Source organism: Armatimonadota bacterium (assembly GCA_013314775.1).
Lineage (GTDB): Bacteria > Armatimonadota > Zipacnadia > Zipacnadales > JABUFB01 > JABUFB01.
This window is the reverse complement of the sequence record JABUFB010000002.1, coordinates 276763-300813: the sequence shown is the minus strand read 5'-3', so window position 1 is coordinate 300813 and position 24051 is coordinate 276763. Positions and strand designations below refer to the sequence as shown.

The 24051-nt window shown below is 65.2% G+C and carries 27 protein-coding genes; all 27 read left to right on the top strand.

Annotated features, from left to right (window positions below; translation table 11 throughout):
* Positions 1 to 28 precede the first annotated feature (28 nt).
* The 27 genes from fliF to flgK all read left to right on the top strand — a co-directional run bounded on the left by fliF (position 29) and on the right by flgK (position 24025).
* Positions 29 to 1633, top strand: coding sequence for a flagellar M-ring protein FliF (gene fliF, locus HPY44_02610; protein NSW54880.1), 1605 nt, complete (start codon positions 29 to 31; stop codon positions 1631 to 1633).
* Positions 1630 to 2364, top strand: a complete 735-nt coding sequence (locus HPY44_02605) for a hypothetical protein (protein NSW54879.1) — start codon at positions 1630 to 1632, stop codon at positions 2362 to 2364. Before fliF ends, HPY44_02605 begins: the two co-directional genes overlap by 4 nt.
* A complete protein-coding gene (locus HPY44_02600) occupies positions 2361 to 3824 on the top strand; it encodes a FliI/YscN family ATPase (protein NSW54878.1) in 1464 nt (487 codons plus the stop codon). Before HPY44_02605 ends, HPY44_02600 begins: the two co-directional genes overlap by 4 nt.
* Positions 3778 to 4269, top strand: a complete 492-nt coding sequence (gene fliJ, locus HPY44_02595) for a flagellar export protein FliJ (GenBank protein ID NSW54877.1) — start codon at positions 3778 to 3780, stop codon at positions 4267 to 4269. The genes HPY44_02600 and fliJ overlap by 47 nt, the downstream gene beginning before the upstream one ends.
* On the top strand, positions 4245 to 4778 hold the full coding sequence (locus HPY44_02590) for a lytic transglycosylase domain-containing protein (GenBank protein NSW54876.1): 534 nt from the start codon (positions 4245 to 4247) through the stop codon (positions 4776 to 4778). The genes fliJ and HPY44_02590 overlap by 25 nt, the downstream gene beginning before the upstream one ends.
* Positions 4779 to 6980: 2202 nt before the next feature.
* Positions 6981 to 7517, top strand: a complete 537-nt coding sequence (locus HPY44_02585) for a hypothetical protein (protein NSW54875.1) — start codon at positions 6981 to 6983, stop codon at positions 7515 to 7517.
* Between the two features lie 21 nt (positions 7518 to 7538).
* On the top strand, positions 7539 to 7964 hold the full coding sequence (locus HPY44_02580) for a hypothetical protein (protein NSW54874.1): 426 nt from the start codon (positions 7539 to 7541) through the stop codon (positions 7962 to 7964).
* 95 nt (positions 7965 to 8059) lie between these two features.
* On the top strand, positions 8060 to 9268 hold the full coding sequence (locus tag HPY44_02575) for a flagellar hook protein FlgE (GenBank protein ID NSW54873.1): 1209 nt from the start codon (positions 8060 to 8062) through the stop codon (positions 9266 to 9268).
* Between the two features lie 154 nt (positions 9269 to 9422).
* The gene (locus HPY44_02570) at positions 9423 to 9635 is read left to right on the top strand and encodes a flagellar FlbD family protein (protein NSW54872.1); all 213 of its coding nucleotides are present in this window, start codon (positions 9423 to 9425) and stop codon (positions 9633 to 9635) included.
* Between the two features lie 10 nt (positions 9636 to 9645).
* The gene (locus tag HPY44_02565; GenBank protein NSW54871.1) at positions 9646 to 10467 is read left to right on the top strand and encodes a flagellar motor protein; all 822 of its coding nucleotides are present in this window, start codon (positions 9646 to 9648) and stop codon (positions 10465 to 10467) included.
* On the top strand, positions 10445 to 11296 hold the full coding sequence (locus HPY44_02560; GenBank protein NSW54870.1) for a flagellar motor protein MotB: 852 nt from the start codon (positions 10445 to 10447) through the stop codon (positions 11294 to 11296). Before HPY44_02565 ends, HPY44_02560 begins: the two co-directional genes overlap by 23 nt.
* Complete coding sequence (locus HPY44_02555) at positions 11293 to 11886, top strand: flagellar basal body-associated FliL family protein (protein NSW54869.1); 594 nt, start codon at positions 11293 to 11295, stop codon at positions 11884 to 11886. The genes HPY44_02560 and HPY44_02555 overlap by 4 nt, the downstream gene beginning before the upstream one ends.
* A gap of 36 nt (positions 11887 to 11922) precedes the next feature.
* The gene (gene fliN / locus HPY44_02550) at positions 11923 to 12270 is read left to right on the top strand and encodes a flagellar motor switch protein FliN (protein NSW54868.1); all 348 of its coding nucleotides are present in this window, start codon (positions 11923 to 11925) and stop codon (positions 12268 to 12270) included.
* Positions 12263 to 12856, top strand: coding sequence for a hypothetical protein (locus HPY44_02545; GenBank protein ID NSW54867.1), 594 nt, complete (start codon positions 12263 to 12265; stop codon positions 12854 to 12856). The genes fliN and HPY44_02545 overlap by 8 nt, the downstream gene beginning before the upstream one ends.
* A gap of 125 nt (positions 12857 to 12981) precedes the next feature.
* Complete coding sequence (fliP, locus tag HPY44_02540) at positions 12982 to 13671, top strand: flagellar type III secretion system pore protein FliP (protein NSW54866.1); 690 nt, start codon at positions 12982 to 12984, stop codon at positions 13669 to 13671.
* A gap of 25 nt (positions 13672 to 13696) precedes the next feature.
* The gene (gene fliQ / locus HPY44_02535; GenBank protein NSW54865.1) at positions 13697 to 13966 is read left to right on the top strand and encodes a flagellar biosynthesis protein FliQ; all 270 of its coding nucleotides are present in this window, start codon (positions 13697 to 13699) and stop codon (positions 13964 to 13966) included.
* Between the two features lie 29 nt (positions 13967 to 13995).
* Positions 13996 to 14775, top strand: a complete 780-nt coding sequence (gene fliR / locus HPY44_02530) for a flagellar biosynthetic protein FliR (GenBank protein NSW54864.1) — start codon at positions 13996 to 13998, stop codon at positions 14773 to 14775.
* A complete protein-coding gene (locus HPY44_02525; GenBank protein ID NSW54863.1) occupies positions 14775 to 15830 on the top strand; it encodes an EscU/YscU/HrcU family type III secretion system export apparatus switch protein in 1056 nt (351 codons plus the stop codon). The genes fliR and HPY44_02525 overlap by 1 nt, the downstream gene beginning before the upstream one ends.
* A gap of 19 nt (positions 15831 to 15849) precedes the next feature.
* Positions 15850 to 17907 (top strand): flagellar biosynthesis protein FlhA, encoded by a 2058-nt coding sequence (flhA, locus tag HPY44_02520; protein ID NSW54862.1) that lies wholly within the window; start codon positions 15850 to 15852, stop codon positions 17905 to 17907.
* Positions 17908 to 17999: 92 nt separating this feature from the next.
* On the top strand, positions 18000 to 18659 hold the full coding sequence (locus HPY44_02515; GenBank protein ID NSW54861.1) for a flagellar hook-basal body protein: 660 nt from the start codon (positions 18000 to 18002) through the stop codon (positions 18657 to 18659).
* Between the two features lie 57 nt (positions 18660 to 18716).
* Positions 18717 to 19505 (top strand): flagellar basal-body rod protein FlgG, encoded by a 789-nt coding sequence (gene flgG, locus HPY44_02510; GenBank protein NSW54860.1) that lies wholly within the window; start codon positions 18717 to 18719, stop codon positions 19503 to 19505.
* A gap of 27 nt (positions 19506 to 19532) precedes the next feature.
* Positions 19533 to 20099, top strand: a complete 567-nt coding sequence (locus HPY44_02505) for a hypothetical protein (GenBank protein NSW54859.1) — start codon at positions 19533 to 19535, stop codon at positions 20097 to 20099.
* The gene (locus HPY44_02500) at positions 20096 to 20659 is read left to right on the top strand and encodes a flagellar basal body L-ring protein FlgH (GenBank protein NSW54858.1); all 564 of its coding nucleotides are present in this window, start codon (positions 20096 to 20098) and stop codon (positions 20657 to 20659) included. Before HPY44_02505 ends, HPY44_02500 begins: the two co-directional genes overlap by 4 nt.
* 32 nt (positions 20660 to 20691) lie before the next feature.
* Positions 20692 to 21933, top strand: coding sequence for a flagellar basal body P-ring protein FlgI (locus HPY44_02495; GenBank protein ID NSW54857.1), 1242 nt, complete (start codon positions 20692 to 20694; stop codon positions 21931 to 21933).
* Between the two features lie 21 nt (positions 21934 to 21954).
* A complete protein-coding gene (locus HPY44_02490; protein NSW54856.1) occupies positions 21955 to 22275 on the top strand; it encodes a hypothetical protein in 321 nt (106 codons plus the stop codon).
* On the top strand, positions 22272 to 22658 hold the full coding sequence (locus tag HPY44_02485; protein ID NSW54855.1) for a hypothetical protein: 387 nt from the start codon (positions 22272 to 22274) through the stop codon (positions 22656 to 22658). Before HPY44_02490 ends, HPY44_02485 begins: the two co-directional genes overlap by 4 nt.
* Positions 22655 to 24025 (top strand): flagellar hook-associated protein FlgK, encoded by a 1371-nt coding sequence (flgK, locus tag HPY44_02480; protein ID NSW54854.1) that lies wholly within the window; start codon positions 22655 to 22657, stop codon positions 24023 to 24025. Before HPY44_02485 ends, flgK begins: the two co-directional genes overlap by 4 nt.
* Positions 24026 to 24051: the final 26 nt, after the last annotated feature.

The window sequence follows — 24051 nt, the reverse complement described above, 5'->3', positions numbered from 1 at the left end:
GGACAGGACAGCGCCCGAGTGAGGAGCCATGTTGGAGCAATTTCGCGCCGCCTGGGAAAATCTCGAACCCCGCCAGCGGATCGCCCTGGCAATCGCCCTCGCGAGCACCTTTATCGGGCTCGGAGTGGTGGGCGTCTGGTCTTCCCGCCCGAACTACGCCACTCTCTACAGCGGACTGGCCCAGGAGGACGCCGCCGAAGTGGTCGAGGAACTGCAACGCGAGAAAGTGCCCTATCGTCTGTCTCCGGGCGGCGGATCAATCCTCGTCCCTACCACGGCTTTGCACGAGACGCGGCTGAAGATGGCGGGCAAAGGCATGCCCCGCGGTCATAGTGTAGGCTTCGAGGTTTTCGACCGCTCAGGCCTGCCTGGCACCGACTTCTCGAACAACATCAACCTCCAGCGTGCTTTGCAGGGCGAGCTGGAACGCACCATCGCCTCCCTTGAGCAGATCGATTCCGCGCGCGTCCATCTGTCCATACCCCGCGAGACTCTTTACGGCGAGCAAGCGCGCCCGACCGCTTCAGTGCTCCTGGAACTTGCCAGCAACGCCGAGCTGGAGCGCTCACAGGTGCGCGGCATCGCCTACCTTGTCTCCAGTGCCGTGGACGATCTGGACCTGAACAATGTCACCGTCGTCGATACCACCGGTCGAGTTCTCCACGGTGGCAGTGACGAGGGACTGGCGATGTCGGAGACTACCCTCGAGACCGCCAAGGCCCACAGCGACGCCCTCACCCGGCGACTGCAGACCATGCTGGACGCAATGTTCGGCCCGCAGATGACCATTGTGCGCGCCCAGGCGGATATTGACCTGGATGCGGAAGAGACCAGCGAGGAAAAGGTGGAACCCATCGGCAACGCCCGTGACCGGGCCATCGTCCGCGAGCACAGTTCCCAGGAGCGATACACGGGGGGTAACGCAGCGGGCGGCGGCGCGGGGGGAATACCCTCGGCGCTCGCGGGCAGCGCGGCGGGAGGCGTGGAGGAAGGCGCGGGCAACTACGTGTCTTCGGAGGAGACGCGGGAGTACGAGTTCTCCAAGACCACGCGCCACCTCAAGCGCAGTCCGGGCCGCATTACCCGCCTCAATGTGGCCGCAGTGGTGGACGACAGTCTCCCGATGACTGCCGTCGAGCGCGCCCGAGATGTTCTCACCGCCGCAGCGGGCATCGACATCGAGCGCGGCGACAGCATCGTCGTGCAGCGCCTGAAACTCAAGTCGGCGGAGATCGCTGCCCAGGACGCCAAAGAGATGGCCGTTGAGCAGACAGCGCGCAGACGGCAGGAGACCCTCGCGCTGCTCATGCGCCACGGACTTCCGGCGCTCATGGCCTTGGTACTGATAGCCGTCGCCATCCGCTCTACTAGCGAGCTGCGCCGTTCGACGTCACGCATCGACAGCGAAATGGATTCCGAACAGTACGCCGCTCAGGCCCCGATGCAGCCCGCATTGTTCAGGGCCGCCGCCGAAGGACCATCAGACCCCGAACAGTCGGAGCAGGGCCCGGTGACCGTTCCCCTGCGCGAGGACCAGCGTCTTGCCGAGGAACTCCAGCGCATGGCGCGGGAGCGACCCGACGCCCTCGCCGATGAACTCCGGCGGATGGTGGCTGGAGGTGATGTGGGATGAGTTCCCCGCCCGGAAACGAACTGCAGACGTGTGCGCCGTTCAGGCTGTGGGAGCAAAACCTCCCGGAGCTTGAGCTTGACCGGATCTCTGCGGGCGAGATCGATACCGGGAGCGAGCCGGACCACCCAGAAGCTTCGCCCAGGGACCCCACAAGTGCCCACCTCCGCGCACAGGAGATACTGGACCGCGCCCAGGAGCAGGCCGAGCAAGTGCTGGACGACGCGCGCCGCGCGGCTGCCCGGCTTGAGGAAGAGACGCGGCAGCAGGCGCTCAAGGCCGTGGCCGACGCACAACAGGAAGCATTCGCGGAGTTCCTGACTCTCCTGCGCAACAGCTTCGAGGCCGAACTGATGCGGCTTTGGCACGAGGCGGAACGTGAGGCTATCGAGCTCTGCGCAGTCGCTGCCGAGAAGGTCATCCGAGAGCGCATCCCCCGCGACGACGCGGTGGTTGTCCGTGCCGTGCGCGAGTCTCTCGAGCAGTTGCGCGGGGCGTCCGGCGTAACCGTCCGCGTGCATCCCGATTGCGCGGCAGTACTGGACGCGGCGGCATCCAGGCTGGCTGCGGACTTCCCCGGCGCCGAAGGTCTGCAGGTCGAGTGCGCGCCGTCCCTCAGTCCCGGCGGGGCTGTAATTCGCAGCGATGCCGGCGAGGTTGATCTGCGCATCGAGACCCAGCTGGCGCGCATCCGCCAGGCTCTCGGTCTCACCGAGGGGAATCCGCAGACGTGAGCGCCCTCACAGCAGCCCGTGAACGCATTGCCGGCCTGAGGCTGGTGCAGCCCGTGGGCGCAGTGACGCGCTCCGCCGGCCTGCTCCTGGAAGCAGCGGGGCCACCCGCTCGCGTCGGGGAGAAGTGTCTGCTCGAAGTCCACGCAGGCTGCGAACCCGTGCCTTGCGAAGTGGTCGGCTTCTCAGGCCACCGTCTCCTGATCATGCCCTTCCGCGACATTCAGGACGTGGGCGTGGGCAGCCGGGTCATCGCCACCGGGGAGCCGGTTACGATCCAGGTCGGGGACTGTCTTCTCGGCCGTGTCTTGGATGGTCTCGGCGAGCCCATCGACCAAGGTCCTGCTCTCTTCGACACCCGGCCGCAACCGGTTGAACGCGAGCCGCCGGCGGCTCTCCAGCGCCGGGCGATCTCCCGTCCCTTGCCTCTGGGGGTGCGCGCCATTGACGGCCTGCTGACCTGCGGCGTGGGCCAGCGCATGGGCATTTTCGCCGGGCCGGGTGTAGGCAAGAGCACCCTTCTAGGCATGATTGCCCGCAATGCCCGCGCCGATGTCAATGTCATCGCTCTCATCGGCGAACGTGGGCGCGAGGTCGGCGAGTTCATCCAGGGCTCACTTGGTCCCTCCGGTCTGCAGCGCTCTGTGGTCGTTGTTGCCACGGGCGACCAGCCGCCTGTGCTGGTGATCAGGGCTGCCCAGGTTGCCACCGCCATCGCCGAGTTCTTCCGGGACCAGGGCCGCGACGTGCTGCTCATGATGGACTCCATCACCCGCTTCGCCTGGGCACAGCGCGAGATCGGTCTGGCCACCGGAGAGCCACCGACCCGCGGAGGCTACACGCCTTCCGTGTTCGCTGCCCTGCCGCGCCTTCTCGAACGCGGCGGAAACTCCGACCACGGCAGCATCACTACCCTCTGCACGGTGTTGGTCGATGGCAATGATATGGATGAACCCGTGGCCAGCGCGGTGCGGGCCATACTCGACGGCCACATCATCCTGTCCCCGCGCCTTGCGGCGGCCGGACATTTTCCGGCCATTGACGTGCCTGAGAGCGTGAGTCGAGTCATGCCCCAGGTGGCCGATGAACATCACATGCGCATGGCCAGGGAGATCCGGGCATGCATCGCGGCTTATCGTGAGTCCGAAGACCTCATCAATCTCGGTGCCTACGTGCGCGGGTCCAGCGCCGCGGTGGATCGTGCAATCACGCTGAAGGCACCCATAGACGTTTTCCTGCATCAGGCCCGAGACGAACGCACTGCCTTCGAGGATACCGTCGGCGCGCTTGAGGAGATTCTGAGCATTCCTGAACCGTCTCCGGCCAAGACGGTACGCAAATTGCAGGATACCGAGCAATTCGCAGACACTTACGCCGGCTACCGGGACCTCCAGGGCCCGGCGAATGGAGGAACGGATGCCCCGGTTTCGTTCAGGCCTGGAGACGCTGCTCAAGATGCGTGAACGCGCCCAGGACGCGGCGAGGCAGGAGCTCGCCGACGCTGCGCGCCGGAAGGAACACGCCGGTTCCGAACTGGATGCCGTGGACAGCCAACTTCAGGCGCAGGCCGAAGCGCTCTGTGCCGAAACGCCATGCCTGCCACTCATGCTGCTTCAAGCCGGCCACGCCCGATGCCGGATGCTGGATGATGCCCGGCGCCGCAAGAAGGCAGAACTGGAGCAAGTTTCCTACGAGCACGAATGTGCGCGGGAAGCGGCGGTCACTGCCCAGCGCGAGCTGAAAACCGCGGAAAAGCTCCACGAGAAGGCCCACCAGATGCACATCGCACACATGCGGCGCAAGGAGAGCAAAGCTCTGGACGAGACCGGGAAACGCCGACCGGCTGCCGCGGATACCGAACACGCACTGGAGGGGGAGCCGCCATGGCCCTCGGGCTCGACGGGGTAATCGCGCGCATCGAGGAGATCAGGTCCCAACTTGGGACCTTGGCCGACCCAACTGCCGACGCCGGAGTGCAACAGCCCTTCGCGACTACCCTTGCATCCGCGATGAGCACTCACGATCGGCCCTCAACCGCGGGCCCGATACAGATTGAAGCGCTGATCCGGCAGGCCGCTGCGAAGCACGGAATCAGCGAAGACCTGGTGCGCGAAGTCATCAGGGCAGAGTCGGACTTCAACCCGCGCTGCGTCTCCAGGGCCGGTGCCATGGGCCTTATGCAACTCATGCCCGAAAACTGCCGGGAGTATGGGGTCTCCGACCCCTTTGACCCCGCTCAGAACGTGGATGCGGGGGTGCGCCACCTCAAGGACATGATCGACCAGTTCGGACGCCTCGACCTGGCCCTCGCGGCATACAACGCGGGCCCCGGTGCGGTGCGCAAGTATGGTGGCATCCCACCATACTCCGAGACCCGGGCGTACGTTGCGAAGATCAGGGAGCGTCTGGGCTTCTGAACTCGGCAGGAAGCGAGACCGATGGTACCCTCCGGCCTGACACTGCATTTGAATGCCACGCCCTGGGCGATGCTCCTCGGTGTTCTGGGGCCCTCGCCGGACGGCCCTCGTGTGACAGGGGTGCCCGAAAACCCGCAGTTTGTAGCACCCGTCCTGCCCGTACCGTCCTCGCCTCAGGTCGTCTTGACCGGACCGGTGCGCCCGGCGCCTGTCTCACCCGCCGGACGCGCTGCAACACTCGACCCCATACTCATCCCGTCGGAGCAAGCCGGAGCGCCGGCATCAGCCGAAGACGCCCAAAGCCCGCAGAATGCGGATGCCCCCCAGGCCACTCCAGCATCCGCGTTGCCGGTTGTCTGTTGGCCGATACCCGTGTCCTGTCAGGGGTGGGCTTCGAATGCATCCTCGGCGTCTGTGACCGCGCCCATTGTTGAAACACGAGCCGCACCTGGAGCACAGCCCACGACCACCGCACCTGAGAGCACGTGGGACGCTCCAGCTCGGCCGCCCTCCCCGACGCGGATGGTACGCACGGTCATGGACGATCCAGCCCCGTCCAAGCCGGCATGGGCCGCACCGCTGCGAACAGTGCCAGACACTTCCGCCGTCCTTCAGCCCGTACCGACTAGAGCCCAAGCGCCCAGACGGCAACAACTCGGACGTAGCATTCAGCTTGAGATAGAGCTGCCCCAAATGCCCACGGCACTATCTGCCGTGCCCGATCTTCCCGGTGATGATCGAGATGTGACTCGCCCGGCTTTCAAACCCGCGGCGCAATCGGCAGTCACAGTCGCGATGGACTCCGCCGTGATCACCAGACCCACACCCTCCCCGGTCCTCGAGGAACCAGCGTCGCGCCCGTCACCAACCGGCTCGGCAGCCATCCCACGGGACCAGTCTGCAACGGTCGGCGATAGGCCGGCCACCACCCATGACGGAGCCGAGGATCGCGTTGCTCCAGCCCAGGCTCAGCTCAGACCGCCTGTGCTCCCTGACCCGGGACCGGTCGGGGAGTCCGCGCATCCTCGGCCCCGTCCGGCGGGGGAAGCCCAACCGCACGACATCCTTGTTCAGGCAGAACCGGCGCCGTCTGAACAGCGGGTGGCAGTGCCAACGCATCAGCTTGCCACCCCGGAGGCGCCGCTGACCGAATCCGCGTTGCCGGCTGTCGCAAGGCAGATCGCTTCGTCCATCGACCCAGGCGCCTCCCCGCCAGTTCTCGCCGATCCGCCCGCAATTCCGGAGCAGCGTGTGCTGGGGTTCCCTTTCGCCCGGCCGCAAGTGACCGTTGGTGCGCCGTCAGTTGCTCAGCCCGGACCGGACTATGGGTCGAACGCGCCTCCACCACGGGTGCTCAACCCACCTCCATCGCGGGTGCCGGCGCCCACGGAGGACAGCATGCGGGCAGGCGATTCCGCGCGCGCACTGCTGCCCGAACATAGCCGGCTTCCGCGACCTGCCGGAATGCCCCTGTCCAATGTCCGTGCCTCAGCGCAGGACGGGGCCGCCGTCACGTCAGCCACATCCCGGCTCCCGCGTGAGCCCATGCCCCAGGCGGTTCGCGGCATACAGCCCCATGCCCACGGGACTCGTCGGTCCGCGCCGCAACCCGTGCCACACCCTTCGCCCAGCCCCACGCGGCCAAGCTACGAAGCCAGTGAAACTCTGCCGGACGCCATGGGGGCGAGCGCCCTGCACCAGACCGTCGGGCAGAGGTCTGAAGCGCGCCCCGAGGGACACGTATCAGCGTTGCGATTGACCGGCCTGATACGGCCCGCGTTCATAGAGCGTTCCGTTCATACTGCACCGCAGGGCACCAGGGCGCAGCCGGCCACCGAGTCCTACCGCCGCACTGTGGGCGAGGGGCCTGTGAGTCCGGTTGTCGCGGCCGAGGCCGCGCCCGTGCCGGAAATGCAGGTGCTCGTCCAGGAAACTGCCGCGCCGCGAACACCGGTAAGTTCGGTGTCGAGACCGGCATCACATTACTGGCGCCTGGATGACGTTCCGGCGGGCAGTGATCTCCCGACGCCCACGGTACCCGTCCTCCGAGAACCAGACGCTCTCTTGTCGCCGGCACCAATCCCGGCAGCTCCGCTCGTCCCGAAGACTGGACTGTCTGCAGAGCCCGCTGACGGCACAACGCTCCGGGCCCCATTCCAACACGCGGCACCGGTGGCCTTCACAGAGGAAGCAAACCCTTCTGTGCAGCCCAGGGAAGACATCGCGCCTCCCGTTTCGCCAACACAGTTCACGCTAACGAGGCCGGAAGAACCGTCCCACGCAGCCCCGCTCACCCCGCAGAGCCTGGATGAGACCTCCCATCTCCCCGCGCGCGTTCCGACGCAGTTGATGGAAGCTCTGGACCGGGTCACCCAGTCTTTCGAGCTTGAGCTGTCAGGAGACTCCGGCTCCACACTGCGTGTGGCCGTGGAGGTGCGCGACGGAGCAGCCCGGGTGGAGATCGCCTGCGCGACCCAGAGCGATGCCGAAGCTCTCCGGGGTATCGAGCCGGAGATCCGTCGGCGCTTGGCGGATCGGGGGCTGGACCTGGCGCAGTTCACCGCCCAGCGCGATCCACAAGGCGGCCATGGCGACGCGCCTGACTACGCGGCGCCGCGCGCAAACTGGACAACCACCGAGCCCCGGCAATCTGCAGCCAGTCCTCATCCGCGCAGCTATTCGCTCAGGACGCTCTACGGGACTCCGGCTTCCGCGCCGGTCCTGAATCTTCTCGCCTGATGCAATCCGGAGGGAACCACATTGCCTGCCGCACTCAACGCTGTCACATCCGCCGGCGCAAATACCAAGTCCTCAACATCTCCCACTACCGGCGTCATGTCAGCCGGCCGGCAGCTTTCTACCGACGCCTTTCTCACTCTTCTATCCGCGCAATTGCAGCACCAGGACCCGCTGGAGCCGATGAGCACCCAGGACATGCTCACCCAACTCACGGATCTCACCACTCTCAACGAGCTGTCCACTCTCAACACGCACATGGAACAACAGGCGCGAGGTACGGCAGGTGAGCTGGCGGATCTCCTGGGCCGGACTGTGTCCTGGGTCGACCCGGGATCGGGCGATACCGTCTCCGGCGTCGTTGACCGCATCATCCGCGAGAATGGTGAGTGGCTCTGCTGCGCAGGAAGCCGGAAGGCCGCGGTCGATAGCCTGATTTCCGTCGAATGACGTTACATGGGTGGCCCGGGAATTGCACTCTCCCCGTTTGGGGCGAGACGCCTCGAAGCGGAATGCAATCGTCGCATTGAAAGGGTGTCACCGCGTTGAACAAGGCGCTATACGCCGGTCTTTCCAGCACCGTCGCACATCAGGTGAAGATGGACGTGGCCGCCAACAACCTGGCGAACGTGAGCACGGTGGGCTACAAGGCCTCGCGCGTGTCATTCCAGGACGCTTTCTACCAGACCCTGAGAGCGGCTCGGCCGAGTATGGGCGGACAGGGCTCCACCTCCGCACTCCAGGTGGGCAGTGGGGTCTCCGTGGGCGGAATCAACACCGTCAACTCCCAGGGAACCCTCGAATACTCCGGCCAGGCCCTGGACGCTGCAATCGACGGGGCGGGGATGTTCATTCTCAGTGGGGACCGAGGGCAGGTTTACACCCGCGAGGGCATCTTTCGGATCGACGGGACCAACAACCTGGTGATGGCATCCACCGGGTTGCGTGTACAGGGCTGGACTGCCGTGAACGACGTCATCGACACCAACGGTCCCATTGGAGACCTGAGTTTCGCCCTGCGTACCATGCGCAGCCCGAAGCCAACCGATAGTGTGGTCCTTGAGGGCAATCTCAACTCCGCCGCTGCGGTGGGTGATACTTACAACGCTTCAGTCACAGTGTATGACTCTCTCGGCGATGCCCACGAATTGTCCCTGGTCTACACGAAAACCGCCACCAACGCGTGGGATGTCACTGCAACTTGTGAGGGCACCTCGGTCACCGGGGCCATCACCTTCGACGCAACCGGCGGGCTCACGGCCGGCGGTACCCTCGCCCTCACTGCCGCCATGCCCAACGGCGCCGCCAACCTGGTTCTCAACATCGACACTACCGCCGCCACCCAGTACGCCGGCAGCAATGACGTTGTCCCCACCGAACAGAGCGGCTACCCCGGCGCAACGCTCCTGGGGGTCAGTATCGCAGACGGCGGAGTGGTCATCGGCAACTACTCCGATGGTCGATCCGCGCCTTTGGCCCGGCTTGCCCTCGCCACATTCCCAAATGTGGACGGGCTCGAACGCAACGGCGACAACCTCTACTCCACCAGCGCTGCATCGGGCCTGGCCCAGATCGGAGCCCCCGGCAGCGCAGGCCTGGGAGACATCACGGGCCAGGCCGTGGAGATGTCCAACACGGACCTCACCAGCGCTTTCCTGGAGATGCTCGTAACGCAGCGCGCTTACCAGGCCAGCACGCGCGTGATTTCAACCGCCAACGAACTGATCGAAGAAGCCATTCGGATGACGCAGTAGGCTTCCGTCCCCCCGGAAGGCCCGCGACGCCGGCCTGACTGTGGCCCCCGGTCACCCACACAGTCCACCCCGGCGTCGCGGGTGAAAGACCATGACCCGTCCGCTCCCGCATGGAGCCATCGTGGCACGCAGATTGCAGCATGGGCGGATTACCATGATCAAGCTAACGCGACTGAACGGCTCCACCATGGTCATCAACGCGCTGCTCATCGAACGCGTCGAATCCACGCCGGACACGGTCGTGCGCCTCACCACGGGCAGCCAATACGTGGTCAGAGATACCTGCGACGAAGTGTGCATGAAAACGGCCCAGTTTTTCCGGGACATCGGCGCCGGCCACATCGATCTTCCGGCGATCATCAGGTAGTGATGCTCCATTGGACCTTGGAACCATCATCGGACTCGGCGTCGCTTTCGGTGCGCTACTCGTCGCTAACAGCCTTGAGGGCGGAAGCATCGGTGCCCTTATTAGCCCCTCCGCCGCGCTCATCGTGTTCGGCGGCAGCGTGGGCGCAGCCATGGTCACCCAGCCCCTGCGCAATTCCCTTATGGCTCCGATGCTCCTGAAGCACGTCATTTTCTCAAGACCCGCAGAGCCCCTGGGCGCACTGGAGACCCTCACTCATCTCGCAAGAGTGGCCCGGCGCGAAGGGGTCCTAGCACTGGAAGGCGAGTTGCACAGCGTCCAGGATGACTTCATCCGCCGCGGGGTCCAGCTCGTGGTGGACGGCACCGACCCCGAGGTCGCACGGACCATTATGGAGATCGAAATCGACTCTCTCGTGGAGCGGCATTCTGGCGCCGCGAAATACTACAAGACCCTTGGCGGCCTGGCCCCAACACTGGGCGTTCTCGGCACCGTCATGGGCCTTGTGCACATGCTCAGCAACCTCAGTGACCCCGGCAGCATGGGACCGGCCATCGCCACCGCATTTCTCGCTACTCTCTACGGCGTGGGATCGGCGAACCTTGTCTTCCTGCCCATCGCCCAGAAGCTGCAGATGCGCAGCGAAGAGGAGCAGTTCATACGACGCATGGTCGCAGTAGGCATCGAGGGTCTTCAGGCCGGCGATAGCCCGATTATCCTGGCAGAGCGCCTCAAGGCCTTCCTCTCGCCTTCCGAGCGGGAAGCGGCGAACCGGGCGCTGGCGGCCGAAGGCCAAGGCGGTGGGGCCAGTGAGTCAGCACGGGCGGCGTAAAGCCCACGGGGAGCACGAGAACGAAGAGCGGTGGCTTGTCACCTACGCGGACATGATCACCCTGCTCATGGCCTTTTTCATCATGATGTACGCCATGTCTATTGTAAACCTGGGGAAGTTCAACGAGCTCGCGGTGTCGGTTCGGTCGGGCTTCGGGGGCAGTTCCCCCGGCTTGCGGTCCGCCTCCATCGGTTTCGAAGCCCGGCGCGGACAGGTCCCAGTACAGTTGCCCCTCAACGCCTTCGATGTCATGTCCGCCATCGCAGGGGCGATCGAGAGCAACCTATCCGACCGAGAGATGAAAGACCTGGACTTTGTTTCGGAGGACGGTATGGCCAAGGTCCGGGTACGCGCCGATGACGTTCTGTTCGCCCGTGGATCGGCGGATCTTACCCCACGCGCAATCCGCACCCTGTCCGCCGTGGCCGACGCGGTCCGAGATCTGCCTTACGACCTGCGCATTGAGGGGCACACCTGCGACCTGCCCATCACCACTGGGAAGTTCGCCAGCAATTGGGAACTCTCAGCACAACGCGCCATCAACGTGGTTATGTTTCTTATTCGTCAGAAGGACATCCCACCGTCCTCCCTGAGCGCCGCCGGATACGCCGACACATCGCCCGTCGTGCCCAATACAGATGAGAAGAACCGCAGGCGTAACCGCCGCATTGACATTGTGCTCCTGCCGCCGGGTGGCCCCTCGTCCGCAACGCGCGCAACACGAGCGCGCCTGAAGCCGGTGACACCCAGTATCGCCCCACGGGGGGTTCAGATCGTACCGGAGCTGGGCTCGCAGAGCCACGACACGGCCGGGGAGGCAAGCCTATGAGACACCAAGTCGGCCGAAGGGGCGACCTCGGCGCTCGTTCTGGCGGAATCAAGCTCGTGATCATCCTGGTCCTCGCACTTGCCACCGGTGCGGGCGCCGGTTGGCTCGTCTGGGGCCGCGCAAGCGCGGACAGTAAGAAATCGGGGCGGGGTTCCCAACGGGAGTCCACAAGGGGCCACGATGAGAAGAAGAAGAACGATGAGCATGCGTCGGATGATGATCAGCTCGACCTCGTCTACGTGAACATGGGCGCGTTCCTGGTCAATGTTGCTTCCACCGAGAAACTGCGATACGTCCAGGTCGAAATCACTCTCGGCGTCCACCCCTCCGAAGAGGAGGGCAAGAAGAAAGAGAAGGGCGGACATGGCGGGCACGGTGGCGGCAAGCCCGAGGAGCCCACCCTCACCCCTGCGTCTGACGCTCTCGCCCGGGACACCATCGTACGAGTGCTTTCAGCGCAGTCCTTCGACCAGCTTCAGGACCCGGCCACGCGCGAGAAACTGCGCGCTCAACTGCTCCACGCGCTGCAAGGGGTCGTGAAGGACACCGAAGTTCACGCAGTGCTGTTCACGTCCTTCCTGATGCAGTGACTTGCACCCATCGCCAGCATGAAAGGCCGGACAACCATGGATCCCACAAGCGCAGAAAACCTGGCGGAACTCACCGCGGACAGCGGCAGTGCGGGCCCGGCACGCTCTCCTGGGCAGGGCGGCATCGACACCGCTGCGCTCGAGATGATGCTGGACCTGCCCCTGGATGTCACTGTGGAGCTTGGCCGCGCGAGAATGCAGCTCGGCGAAGCCCTCGGGCTGCAGGCCGGCGCCATCATCGAGCTCGACCGACTGCCGGGCGAACCCCTTGACCTCTATGTCAACGAGCGCCTGGTGGCGCGGGGCGAAGTGGTCGTCGCCAATGACGTCCTCGCCCTGCGGGTCACCGAGCTGATCAGCAAGGGGGCACCCCGGCATGTGTAGTTCTCTCCGAACCGGCGCACTGGCGGCGCTGCTGCTGGCAATCGCTCTCCCGCCTGCCTTTGCACAGTCAGCCACAGCACAGGATCTCGCGGATCAGATCGCAGTCACCCAACTTGGGCCGGACCCGGCGAAGGCGTCCGAACCGCTGTCAGGCGAGAGCGCGGAGCCTGTACCTGTCTCCGTCCTCGACATCTTGACGAAGCTGGCACTCCTCGTGCTTGCGGTGTACGGGGTGGCCTGGGGACTGAACGCCGCCAAACGCAACGGGTTCCGGCTGGGCAATCTCACGCCCACGTCGCAGAACACCCGCCTGCGAGAGTGCGAATGCCTGCGGCTGGGGTCAACAGGATTCCTCTACCTGGTGGAAGTGGACCGGCGCAGCATACTCCTTGCCGGCAATCCGGCGGGCGATCTCAGCCTGGTACTCGACCTGTCTGCTGCAAACAGGCCAAACGAACCGGCGCGGGAGACACGCGAACAGTCACCCGACGAGACGCCGATGGGTCTCGACTCTGACCTTCAGGCCGACCTCGACTGGGCAGAGCGCCGAGACGCACTGATCCGGGCCCTGGCCCAGCAGGGATGAGAACGGTGCGCAACGCTTCGCCGATCCTGAACAGGACAGGGCACGCGCCGGCACCGCGCAGATTACGACTGAGGGCTGTTCTGCCGGCCGTCGTGATACTGCTGTGTTCGTTGGCCGCTGCGCAGATGCCCACGCCGCCGAGGGCCCCGGACCCGCCTTCGGAGTGGTTCAAGCAAGAGCCCGGCAAGGAACTCGCCCTCACTCTGCGCCTGGTCTTCAGCCTGGCGGCTCTCAGCCTTCTTCCGGCCGCGCTGGTGACGATGACCTCCTTCCTGCGCATCATCATCGTCCTGAGCTTCCTGCGCAGCGCTCTGGGCACTCAGCAGACGCCTCCCAATCTCGTGCTGGTAGGCCTGGCCCTGTTTCTCACCCTGTTCATCATGCAACCGGTCTGGCAAGAGGTGGACCGGCGTGCGGTCCAACCCTATCTCAAAGGCGCGCTCACGTACTCCCAGGCGGTGACGAAGGCCGCTGATCCCGTGCGCGGGTTTATGCTCAAGCAGGCCCGGGAGCGCGACATTCTCCTGTTCATCCAGATGGGACGCCTGCCGCGTCCATCCGGTCCGGAGGAAGTGCCGATGCGCGTCTTGCTGCCGGCCTTCGCCATCAGCGAACTCAAGTCCGCCTTCCAGCTTGGATTCGTGATCTACGTCCCCTTCATCGTCATCGACCTCGTGGTCGCCGGTGCACTCATGTCCATGGGTATGATGATGCTGCCCCCGGTGACCATCTCGCTGCCACTGAAAATCCTGCTCTTTGTCATGATCGACGGCTGGCACATTCTCGCCCGTTCCCTGGTGCTGAGCTTCAGCTGACAGGCCCCCGAAAGGATCGCGCCTGATGACCGACACCCTAGTGCTGCACCTCGTGAACCAGATGCTCCTGATGGCGCTGAAGCTGTCCGCGCCGGTGCTGCTTGCCACTCTCGTGGTGGGAGTCGCGGTGAGTATTCTCCAGGCGGCGACTCAGGTGCAGGAGATGACTCTGACATTCGTCCCGAAGATGGTGGTCCTGGCCCTGGTCATGGCCCTTCTCGGCCCGTGGATGCTGCACTCCACTGCAAGCTGGGCTGCCTCTCTTATCGGCCACTTGGAACTGTACGCCCGGTGACGGCCCGGCACGAAAGCGCCGGAACTCTCATGGACAGCACATTGCTGCCGGGACTGCTTGACAACCTGCCGGCCATGCTCATCCCCGCCGCGCGCGCGGTGGGTGTACTGGCATTCATGCCCGGCATGAACGCTCAATCCATCCCCCCTCACCTGCGTCTTCTGCTGGCGGGGGGCATTGCGCTGCTGGTGGGGTCGTCAGTGAATGCCTCGGCGAACCTGCCGTCAGACGCCTCCGCGTACATGCTGGTGCTGCTGTCCGAACTGGGGCTGGGGCTTCTGGTCGGCTGGGCGGTGAGCGTTTTCCTCGAGAGCGTCCGCTGGTCTGGCGAGGTGCTGGACATGCAGATCGGCCTGCGCATGGGTAGTTTCCTGGACCCCACCACCCACCAGGGCAGTTCCACCCTGGGCCAGGCGTATTACCTGGCCGCCTTCACCATCTTCCTGGCGGTGGACGGCCATCACTGGGTCCTGGCCGCGCTGGCACGCAGTTACGAACGGATTCCGCCGGGGTCGGTTGCGTTCTCGGGGAGCACTGTCGATCTCACACTCGGCGCAGCCGGCAGCGCCCTTGACCTCGGCGTGCGCGTCGCCGCCGCGGGTCTGGTCTCCCTGCTCCTTGCCGATGTTGCTCTGGCGCTCATGGCCCGCACCGTGCCCAACATGAACGTGTTTCTCGTGGGGATGCCTGCCAAACTCGGGGTGGGCCTCGCGGTGCTCGCTGTGAGCGCTCCCCTCGCGGCGGGGGCCCTCGGCTCTCTGGTCGAACAGGTGCGCCAGGTCGTCAACCTGCTCCTGGGAGGTGGGTGATGGCCGCTGATTCCCGGACCGAAGCCCCAACCCAGCGCAGGCGCGAGGAGGCCCGTGAAGAGGGTCGCGCGGCCATCAGTCGCGACCTCGCGGCGGGCATCGGCCTCCTGGCCGGCGCGCTCGTTGCACGGGTGTGGTGGCATCAGGCCGTGCGGATTCTCGCGGAAGCCACCCGCTGGACCCTGGGCGCTGCGCCCCACCTGGAGTTGAGTGCGGGCGAGCTCACGGCACTTCAGCGGGCCTGGTGGCTCGTGTGCATGCGCGTCCTTGGGCCGGTGGTTGTTGCGACCATGTGCGCAGGCCTTGCGGCATCACTGGCCCAGACTCGGTTGATGTTCTCGCTCAAACCGCTGCAACCCACCGCGGACAAGCTGAGCCCGGTGAACGGCCTCAAGCGCATGTTCTCCACCCGCGGAATGGTGGAAGCCGGCAAGGGGGTCCTGAAAGTCACGGTCATCCTCGGCGTGGCGGCGTGGTCTCTCTGGTCGCGCCGCGAGGACCTTTACCGTATCGCGGACTGCTCTGCCCTCGCCGCGGTGGATGTGGGCCTGGACCTGGTCTTCCAGATGGTCTTGCGGTGCGGTGGCGTGCTGCTTCTCATCGGCGGCGCGGACTACGGCTACCAGCACTGGGAGTTCGAGCGCTCCCTGCGTATGTCCCGGCAGGAGCTGATTGATGAGATGCGCCGCAGCGAGGGTGATCCGCACATGCGCGCGCGAAGGCGGGCACTGCGCCTTGCCATCATGCGCCAGGGCATTTCGCGGGAGACCCGGCATGCCACCGTTGTGGTGACCAACCCCACACACATCGCGGTGGCGCTCCTTTACAAGCCCGGAATGCTCGCCCCGCGCGTTGTGGCAAAGGGCCGGTTCCTGGTGGCGAAGCGGATTGTGCAGATCGCCGGGCGCCACGGTATCCCGGTGGTCCGCAACATCCAGCTTGCCCGGGCGCTGTTCAAGCATACTTCGCTGGGCGACTTTGTACCCGGCGCTCTGTACGAGGCCGTCGCGCAGGTCATCGCAGCCATCTACCGCCGCAGGATGCACCTGGCCTGAACCGGGGAAAGTGGGAAGCATGCAATTCTTGAGCAAGCTGGCGAAACAGGCTGACGTCCTCATGGCCGTCGGGGTCATCGGGCTGGTGGCGATGATGGTGATCCCATTGCCTCCCGTGCTTCTCGACGTCCTGCTCACCCTCAACATCGGCTCGGCCCTGTGCATCCTGCTGATTTCGATGTACGTCCAAAAACCCCTGGATTTTTCAGTTTTCCCATCTCTTCTACTGGTCGCAACGCTGTTCCGTCTCGCCCTCAACGTCTCCTCTACCCGACTTATCCTGCTCTACGGTTCGGCGGGCAAGGTCATCGAAGCCTTCGGCCAATTCGTGGTCGGCGGCGATGTGGTCGTCGGCCTGATCCTCTTCCTCATTCTCGTCATCATCCAGTTCGTGGTCATCACCAACGGCTCCCAGCGCGTGGCGGAGGTCGCGGCCCGGTTCACTCTGGACGAGATGCCCGGCAAGCAGATGAGCATCGATTCCGATCTGAACGCCGGGATCATCGACCAGCAGGAGGCCAAGGCGCGGCGGCGAGATATCGAGCGCGAGGCCGACTTCTACGGCGCCATGGACGGGGCCAGCAAGTTCGTGCGCGGAGATGCCATCGCGGGCATTGTTATCGTCGCCATCAATGTCGTAGGGGGCTTCATCATCGGCTGCCTGCGGCTGCAGATGCCAGTGGCCGAGGCTCTCCAGCGTTACGCCCTGCTCACCGTCGGCGACGGTCTTGTCAGCCAGATCCCCGCGCTGCTCATTTCCACAGCCACCGGTATGGTGGTCACTCGGGCGGCTTCCGAGGAGAACCTGGGGGCCGAAGTCGGGGGCCAGGTCATCGCCCAACCCAGGGCTCTCATGATCGTCGGCCTCATGCTCCTGGCGTTCAGCGTCGTCCCCGGCCTGCCCACCGGTGTGTTCATCATCGTGGGTTGCGTCACCGCGTTCATCGCCTGGAAACTCCTGCGCAAGCCATCCGCAGCACAGCCATCGGGCGAGAGCAAGCCTCCTGCCGGCACCGAACTGCCGCCTGTCGAAGACATCATGCAGGTCGACCGCGTCAGCGTCCATCTCGGCTACGGCCTACTCTTGCTTACCGACCCGGAACACGGCGACCTCTTGGACCGGATCACCGGTGTACGCCGCCAGATTGCCAGGGAACTGGGTCTCGTCATCCCGCCCGTGCGGGTGCGTGATGACGTCGCCTTGGGGCCCCAGGAGTACCGCATCATCATCAAGGAAGCCGAGGTGGGCCGGGGCAAGCTGAAACCCTCCATGCTCATGGTGCTCAACCCCGCGCCCGAGGCCCCGAAGGTCCCTGGTGAGGACACGGTCGATCCGGCCTTTGGCCTGCCCGCGAAATGGATCGCCCCGGAGAACGCTCCACTCGCCGAGGCGAGGGGTTACACGGTCGTGGATCCGCCAACCGTCCTTGCAACTCACTTGAGCGAAGTCTGCAAGCGCCGGGCGCCCGAGGTGCTCAGCCGCCAGGATGTGCAGGATATGATTGAGGCCCTGCGCGAGCGCGAACCGGCGGCGGTGAACGACGTCATCCCCGACCTTGCGTCTGTGGGCCAGGTACAGCAGGCACTCAAGGAACTTCTCGCCGAAGGAGTACCGATCCGCGATTTCGCTACCATCCTCGAAGCCCTCGCGGACGGCCTGCGTGCCACCCAGAACCTGTCGGACGCGGTGGAAGTCTGCCGACTTGCGCTATCGCGGGTCATCGTCGGGCGCTACGCGGGGCAGGACGGGCAACTTGCGGTGGTCACCGTACATCCGGACCTGGAGCGTCGCTGTCTCGAAGCCACCGTGCAGACCACCCAGGGCATCGTCTGCGGCCTGGACACAGGCACCGCGATGCGTTTTCTCACTCGCCTCAAGGAACTCGCGGAGCAGGCGATGGGTGAGGGGCTGCAGCCCGTCCTTCTGGTCTCCCCGCACGTGCGCCGCGTGATACGGCATTTCACGGAGCGCGATTTCCCCACCATCCCCGTCATCTCCCACGCCGAAGTGCCCTCGGAGTTCGGCATCCGTATCCTCGGCCAGATCGCCCCCGTGCAGACTGCCTCAGCGGCATAGCTCCAGGCGCACCCTATCTGTGGCACGCACATTGCAGATACTTCAGTACTGAGCCGGTACAACGTCATCAGACTGTCACAGGAGACCTTCTCGTGTTGCGCGGACTGTACTACGCGGCAGCATCCATGGCCAACCAGATCACTCACCAGGACATTCACGCGGCAAATCTTGCGAATGTGGACACAACCGGTTTCAAGCGGTCTCTGGCCGACGTCACCGGGAGCCCGGGCGAGACCATAGACACATCCCAGGGCTCCATCCGTCAAACGGGTGCTCCCCTGGACGTGGCGCTGAGCGGCCCGGGGTACTTCGTACTCCAGACCCCCACCGGTCGCGCATACACGCGCAACGGGCACTTCACCCTGGACGCATCAGGCAGGCTGGTGGATGGCCAGGGTCGTGGAGTACTCGGCGAAGGCGGCCAGATTCGCCTGGGCACAGGCACGGTTGAGATCCAGACCAACGGGACGATCATCCAGGACGGTCGCCGGGTTGACCGTCTGCTGATCGTGGACTTCAGCCCGAACGTTGCCCTCACGCGCTCGGAGAATGGCACGATCAATGCTGGGGCTGCGCCAGTCCCCCTCCCATCGCCCAATGTGACCCAGGGTTCCCTGGAAACATCCAATGTGAACGCGGTCACTGAACTCGGAGCCATGCTGCGAGGCTTCCGGGCCTACGAGGCCAACACCAACGCCATCCGCGCAGCCGACCAGACTTTGGGCCGCCTGATCGACTCCACAACCGCCTAGCCTGCGCAAGACAATATCCGCCCCGGACCGCCGGGGTGCGAATCGGAGTGATGAGCCATGATGCGTTCCCTGTGGTCAGCCGCAACCGGCATGATCGCCCAGCAGCTCAATGTGGACACCATCGCCCACAATCTCGCCAACGTGAACACCACCGGCTTCAAGCGCCAGCGCGTGGACTTCCAGGACCTCATGTACCAGACCCTGCGCATGCCCGGAACGCCGTCCACCGAGAGCATTCAGCTGCCCACCGGAATCCAGGTGGGCCTTGGAACCCGGGCGGCGGCCACGGTGAAGAACTTCGAGCAGGGAACCTTCGAGCAGACCGGCAACAAGCTGGACATGGTCATCGAGGGGAACGGGTTCTTCCAGGTGACCTTGCCCTCGGGCGAAACCGCCTACACCCGCGCCGGTGCCTTCAAGATGGACAGCGCCGGCAACGTGGTCACTTCGGATGGCTACCCGTTGGTCCCGCCTCTGACCATCCCCGCCGACGCCACCGACATCTCTATCATGACCGACGGGACCGTCGCCGTTACTCAACCCGGGCAGGCCGCTCCCACCACTGTCGGCCAGATCCAGCTGGCCATGTTCCCCAATCCCATGGGGCTCGCCAACGCCGGCCACAACCTGCTGCTGGCCACCGACGCTTCCGGGACGCCCACCGTCGCGAGTCCGGGCACCGATGGCCTGGGCACCATCAGCCAGGGAGTGCTGGAGTTGTCAAACGTGCAGGTGGTGGAGGAGATGGTGAACATGATTGTGGCCCAGCGGGCTTACGAGGCCAGCTCCCAGGCCATCAAAGTCGCCGACGACATGCTCAAGACCGCCAACAACGTCCAGCGCTGACCGGAACTCTGGCCGAGGTGACCGACCGTGCCGATCCTGATCATTGCCCTGCTCATGGCCGTCGCCGGCGCCTCCGCGGATGAACCTGCGCGCCTGCAACTCAAGCCGCAAGTCACCGTGGAAGCGGATACCGTCTGCCTTCGGGATGTCGTGGAGCCTGTGCAAGCCGCCCCCGATTCGCTCCAGCGCATGCTGTCCACGCCCCTCGCAACCCTCCCGCCAGGCACCACCCGCACCCTTTCCCAGGGACACATCCGCCTGCTTATCCGCCGCGCGGGTCTCGACCCGTCAGGCGTGGCGCTTGCCGGGGCCGACCGGGCCTGCATCACGCGCACAGGTCCTGCGAGATCTCCGAGCACCGCATCCGCTCCTGCAGCCACCCGTCCAGTGTCCAGCTCCCAATCAGGGCCGAGTGTTCCCCGGGGCAGCCGTGTGCGGGTCAGAGTACGCATCGGGTCGCTGTCCGTGGAAGCTGACGGCGAACTGGTCGAGCCCGGACGCATCGGCGAAATCGCCAAGCTCCGCATCCAGGATACCCGCGCCGTGGTCAGGGGACTTCTCGTGGCCTCCAGCGTGGCGGAGGTGGTCCTGTGAACCACAAGATCGCCCTCATCTGCATCCTGTCTGCTGCCGTTGTCACCCACGGCATTGCCGCCGATGGCCTCTTCGTGGGCATGTTCGGCGACAGCCGGGCGCGGCAGGTCGGCGACACGCTTCACCTGCTCATCGTTGAGTCAAGCAGCGCAAGAATGAACAACAGCCAGGACCACAAGCAGAGCACGAGCACCACCGTGGGGCCGGGCCTGGGTGATCTGGCCTCCTTCCCCATGTACGGCATCTCGGGCGGGACCTCCACCTCGGCGAATGGGAGCACAACCCGTTCCGGCGCAGTTACCGCGCGCATGACCATTCAAGTCGTGGAAATCACCCCGACGGGCAACCTGGTGGTCGAGGGCAAGCGCACCGTCCTCGTCAATCGCGACCGTGAGGAGATCACAGTGCGCGGCGAAGTACGGCCCCAGTCCGTACGCCCGGACAACACGGTCTACTCATACGACCTTGCCAATGCTCAGGTGCTCTTTTGCGGTAGTGACCCCCGGCGTCCGCGGCACAAAGTCGGGATCATTACGCGAATCCTCAACTACTTCTTCTGAGGCGGACCCACTCGCATCGTGGAGGGCGCAACGTGTTCACCCTATTCCCGGCTCGCACCGGTCCAAACCGTCTGTCAGGCTCAACCGCGCTGGTCGCCATCGCTCTCTGCGCCGTGGCCTGCGCTGTCCCCAGCACCCCGGTGCGGATCAAGGACATCGCAAGCGTCTCGGGAGCGGTCGGCCAGCCGCTCATGGGCTATGGCCTGGTGGTCGGACTCGAAGGGACCGGCGACTCATCCAAGTCGACGCTCACCGCCCAGGCCCTGGCGAACATGCTCGAACACTTCGACCTGAAGGTCTCGCCTGGGGATCTATGCACCGAAAACGTCGCGGCGGTGATGGTCACCGCGACCCTTCCACACACCGCGGTGCCCGGCGACAGGATCGATGTCACCGTGGCCTCTGTCGGCGACGCCACCAGCCTCTACGGGGCGATCTTGCTGCCCACCGCCCTCAAGGCCAACGACTCCGATGTGTACGCCATAGCCCGCGGTCCGGTATCCATCGGCGGCCTCAGCGCATCCGGAGGCGGTCAGAAAGTGCAGAAAGCCCACCCGGTTGCCGCGCGCATCGTGGACGGTGCAACTGTCCTCAAAGCCGTTCCGCCGCAGTCCAGCCCGGAGAGCGTCTGCTTCTCCCTGCGCCAGGCTGATTTCACCACTGCCATGCGCATCTGCAGTGCCATCAATGAGCACTTCGCGATGCCCATCGCCTCGCCCCTTGCGGCCGAAAGCGTACAGATCAGCATTCCCGCGGACCGCCGCAAGGATGTGGTCGGCTTCATCGCGGAAGTCGAGAGTATCAACGTCGTCGGGGACGCGCCTGCCCGCGTAGTGGTGAATGAACGCACAGGCACCGTCATCATCGGTGGCGATGTCCGCATCCTGCCCGTCGCTATCGCCCACGGCAGCCTGACCATCAGCATATCCAGGCGGTTTGACGTCAGCCAGCCCCCACCTTTCTCGGGCGGAACCACGGTCCTGGGGGGAGATCATCTCGATAAGCCCGGGGCCGGCGAAGATCCTCTGCCGCCAAACACCGAGATACCTTCGAGCCCGGGCGGTCTCCCGGGTGGGCGCACGGTGGTTACGCGGGCGACCGATCTCGACGTGGAAGAGGCCGAGGGCAGCCTGGTGGAGTTTCGGCCCCAGACGCGCCTGAGCGACCTCGTCGAAGCCCTCAACTCCCTTGGCGTGAAGCCGAGAGACCTCATGGCGATCCTGCAGGCCCTCAAGGCCGCCAACGCCCTGCAGGCCGAACTCGTATTCATATAGCCGGGAAGAGGAGGAGATGTGATGAAGGTCCAGACCAAAGTGGTACCGGATTTGCCTCCTGCTCTGCAGGACAGGCTTCGGTCGGGGGAACGCGCTCTCGCCAAAGCGTGCTCGAGTTTCGAATCCACCGTGATCAAGCAACTCATCGACACGGGCGACGCAGGCGAGTTCTACGGCACCGGGTCAGGGTCCAGTTTCGTCCGGCATCTGCACACCACGCACCTGGCCGACGCCGTGGCATCCGGTGGCGGGATCGGCATCGCGACGGCACTCTTCCGTCCTCTCCGGGAAGCCCTCCGGCGGCAGATCGCTTCAGAATCAGCCTGGGAGCAGCAATCATGACCATGCAGAGCACCGAGACTGGCGTCGAAATCGAGATAATCCAGAGCGCATACCGGGACTTCGCCACATGCCTGAGGAACGTCCGAGCCCTTGCGCGCGGCGACGACCTCCTGGGGCTCAGTGAGGAATGCGAGCGTCTGGGCCGGCTCGGCGCAGTGCTCGGGGAGATGCCCGCGGAACCCGAAATCAGCAACGAGGATCGGCGGGTCCTGGAGTGTCTGCGGACGGAAGTCAGGCGCGAGCTTCTCGTGACCCTTGAGTTCCTCGGCGCCCTGAGCAACCATACCCGTAATCTCCTGGGCGCGTTCCCGGTGGCTGAAGCCGGCGTCTACGATGCCCGGGGCCTGCGTCGAGGCCGGGCCGAAACGGTGGTCGCGCGGTGAGCATCAAGGCCCTCCAGATCGCGTCCAGTGCGCTCTCGGCACAGCGCGCCACAATCGAGGTCGTCAGCCACAATATCGCCAACGTCAACACGCCCGGTTTCATTCGCCGCAGCCTTCTCCTGTCACCCGTCCCCGGCGAGCAGAACCTGCTTGGTGTGAGTGCAGGTCGCGGGGTAACGGCATCGGGCATCCGACGCATGTCCGATGCCCTGCTCGAAGCCCAGATCGAGTACGAGACCGGCCGGTGGGGGCGCTCTTCCGTGCTTTGCGAAGACCTCGAACAGGTCGAGCTGCTCGTCGCCGGACCCGATGGGACCGGCCTGCGCGACCAGCTCAACGCGTTCTTTGATGCCTTCGGCGAGATAGCATCAGACCCGGGCGCGGCTGCGCCGCGGCAACTCGCGGTTTCCACTGCCCAGGACCTGTGCGACAGTCTGAGCGAGCGCGTCGCCAGTCTGCACAACGCGATCCAAAGCGGCGACGATGTGCTGGTGTCACAGACAGCGCGCATCAACGAACTGCTGGAACAGATCGCCCAGTTCAACACCCAGATCACTGCAGGCGGCGGCCCGGGGACAGCCGCCGACCTCGAAGACCGGCGCTCGCTGTCGATGCAGGAGCTTGCCCAGTTGTGCGGAGCCACGGGAGCCGTCCGGGACAACGGCACCATGGACGTGTTCATCGGGGGGCACCACGTGGTCAGCTACGGCCGGTCCGAGGACCTTGAGCTCGTGCCCGACCCGACCTGGGGAACACTGCATACCGTGTCCCTCAAAGGTGAAGTGCCGCCGTCCGGTATGGACGGCGCAGTCCTCGGTGCCCTGGAGTCCCGCCACACCATTCTGCGGGCGCTCGCCGATCTGGATGCCTTCGCTGTTCAGCTTGCGGATGCGGTGAACGCGGTCCACCGGACCGGTTACGGCCTGGACAACAGCACGGGACGGGACTTCTTTTCCTGCGATCCGGCCCAACCGGGCGCCACGCTTGCGGTGCACGCCGATATCATGGCCGATCCGTCTCGCATCGCTTCGGCAAGCGCGGCAGACCAGCCCGGGGATGGGTCCGCAGCATCCGCCCTGGAGGCACTTCGCACCAACCCGCCGTCGGGGGGGACATCGAGCCTCACCGAGGTGCATACCCAGTTTCTCTCAAGGCTCGGGCAAGACGTGCAGATCGCGCGCACCCGCATGGAGGCACGCGCGGATCTGGTCGCGGCCCTGCAGACCCGGTACTCGTCCACAGCTGGAGTCTCCCTGGATGAGGAGGCACTGCACCTTGCAATTGCCCAGGACGCCTACCTCGCTGCGCAGAAAGCGGCGCAACTGGCGCTGGAGATCATTGACATGACATTGACCATCGGCGAATAGCCGGGGAAGCCTGCCCGCGGAGGCGT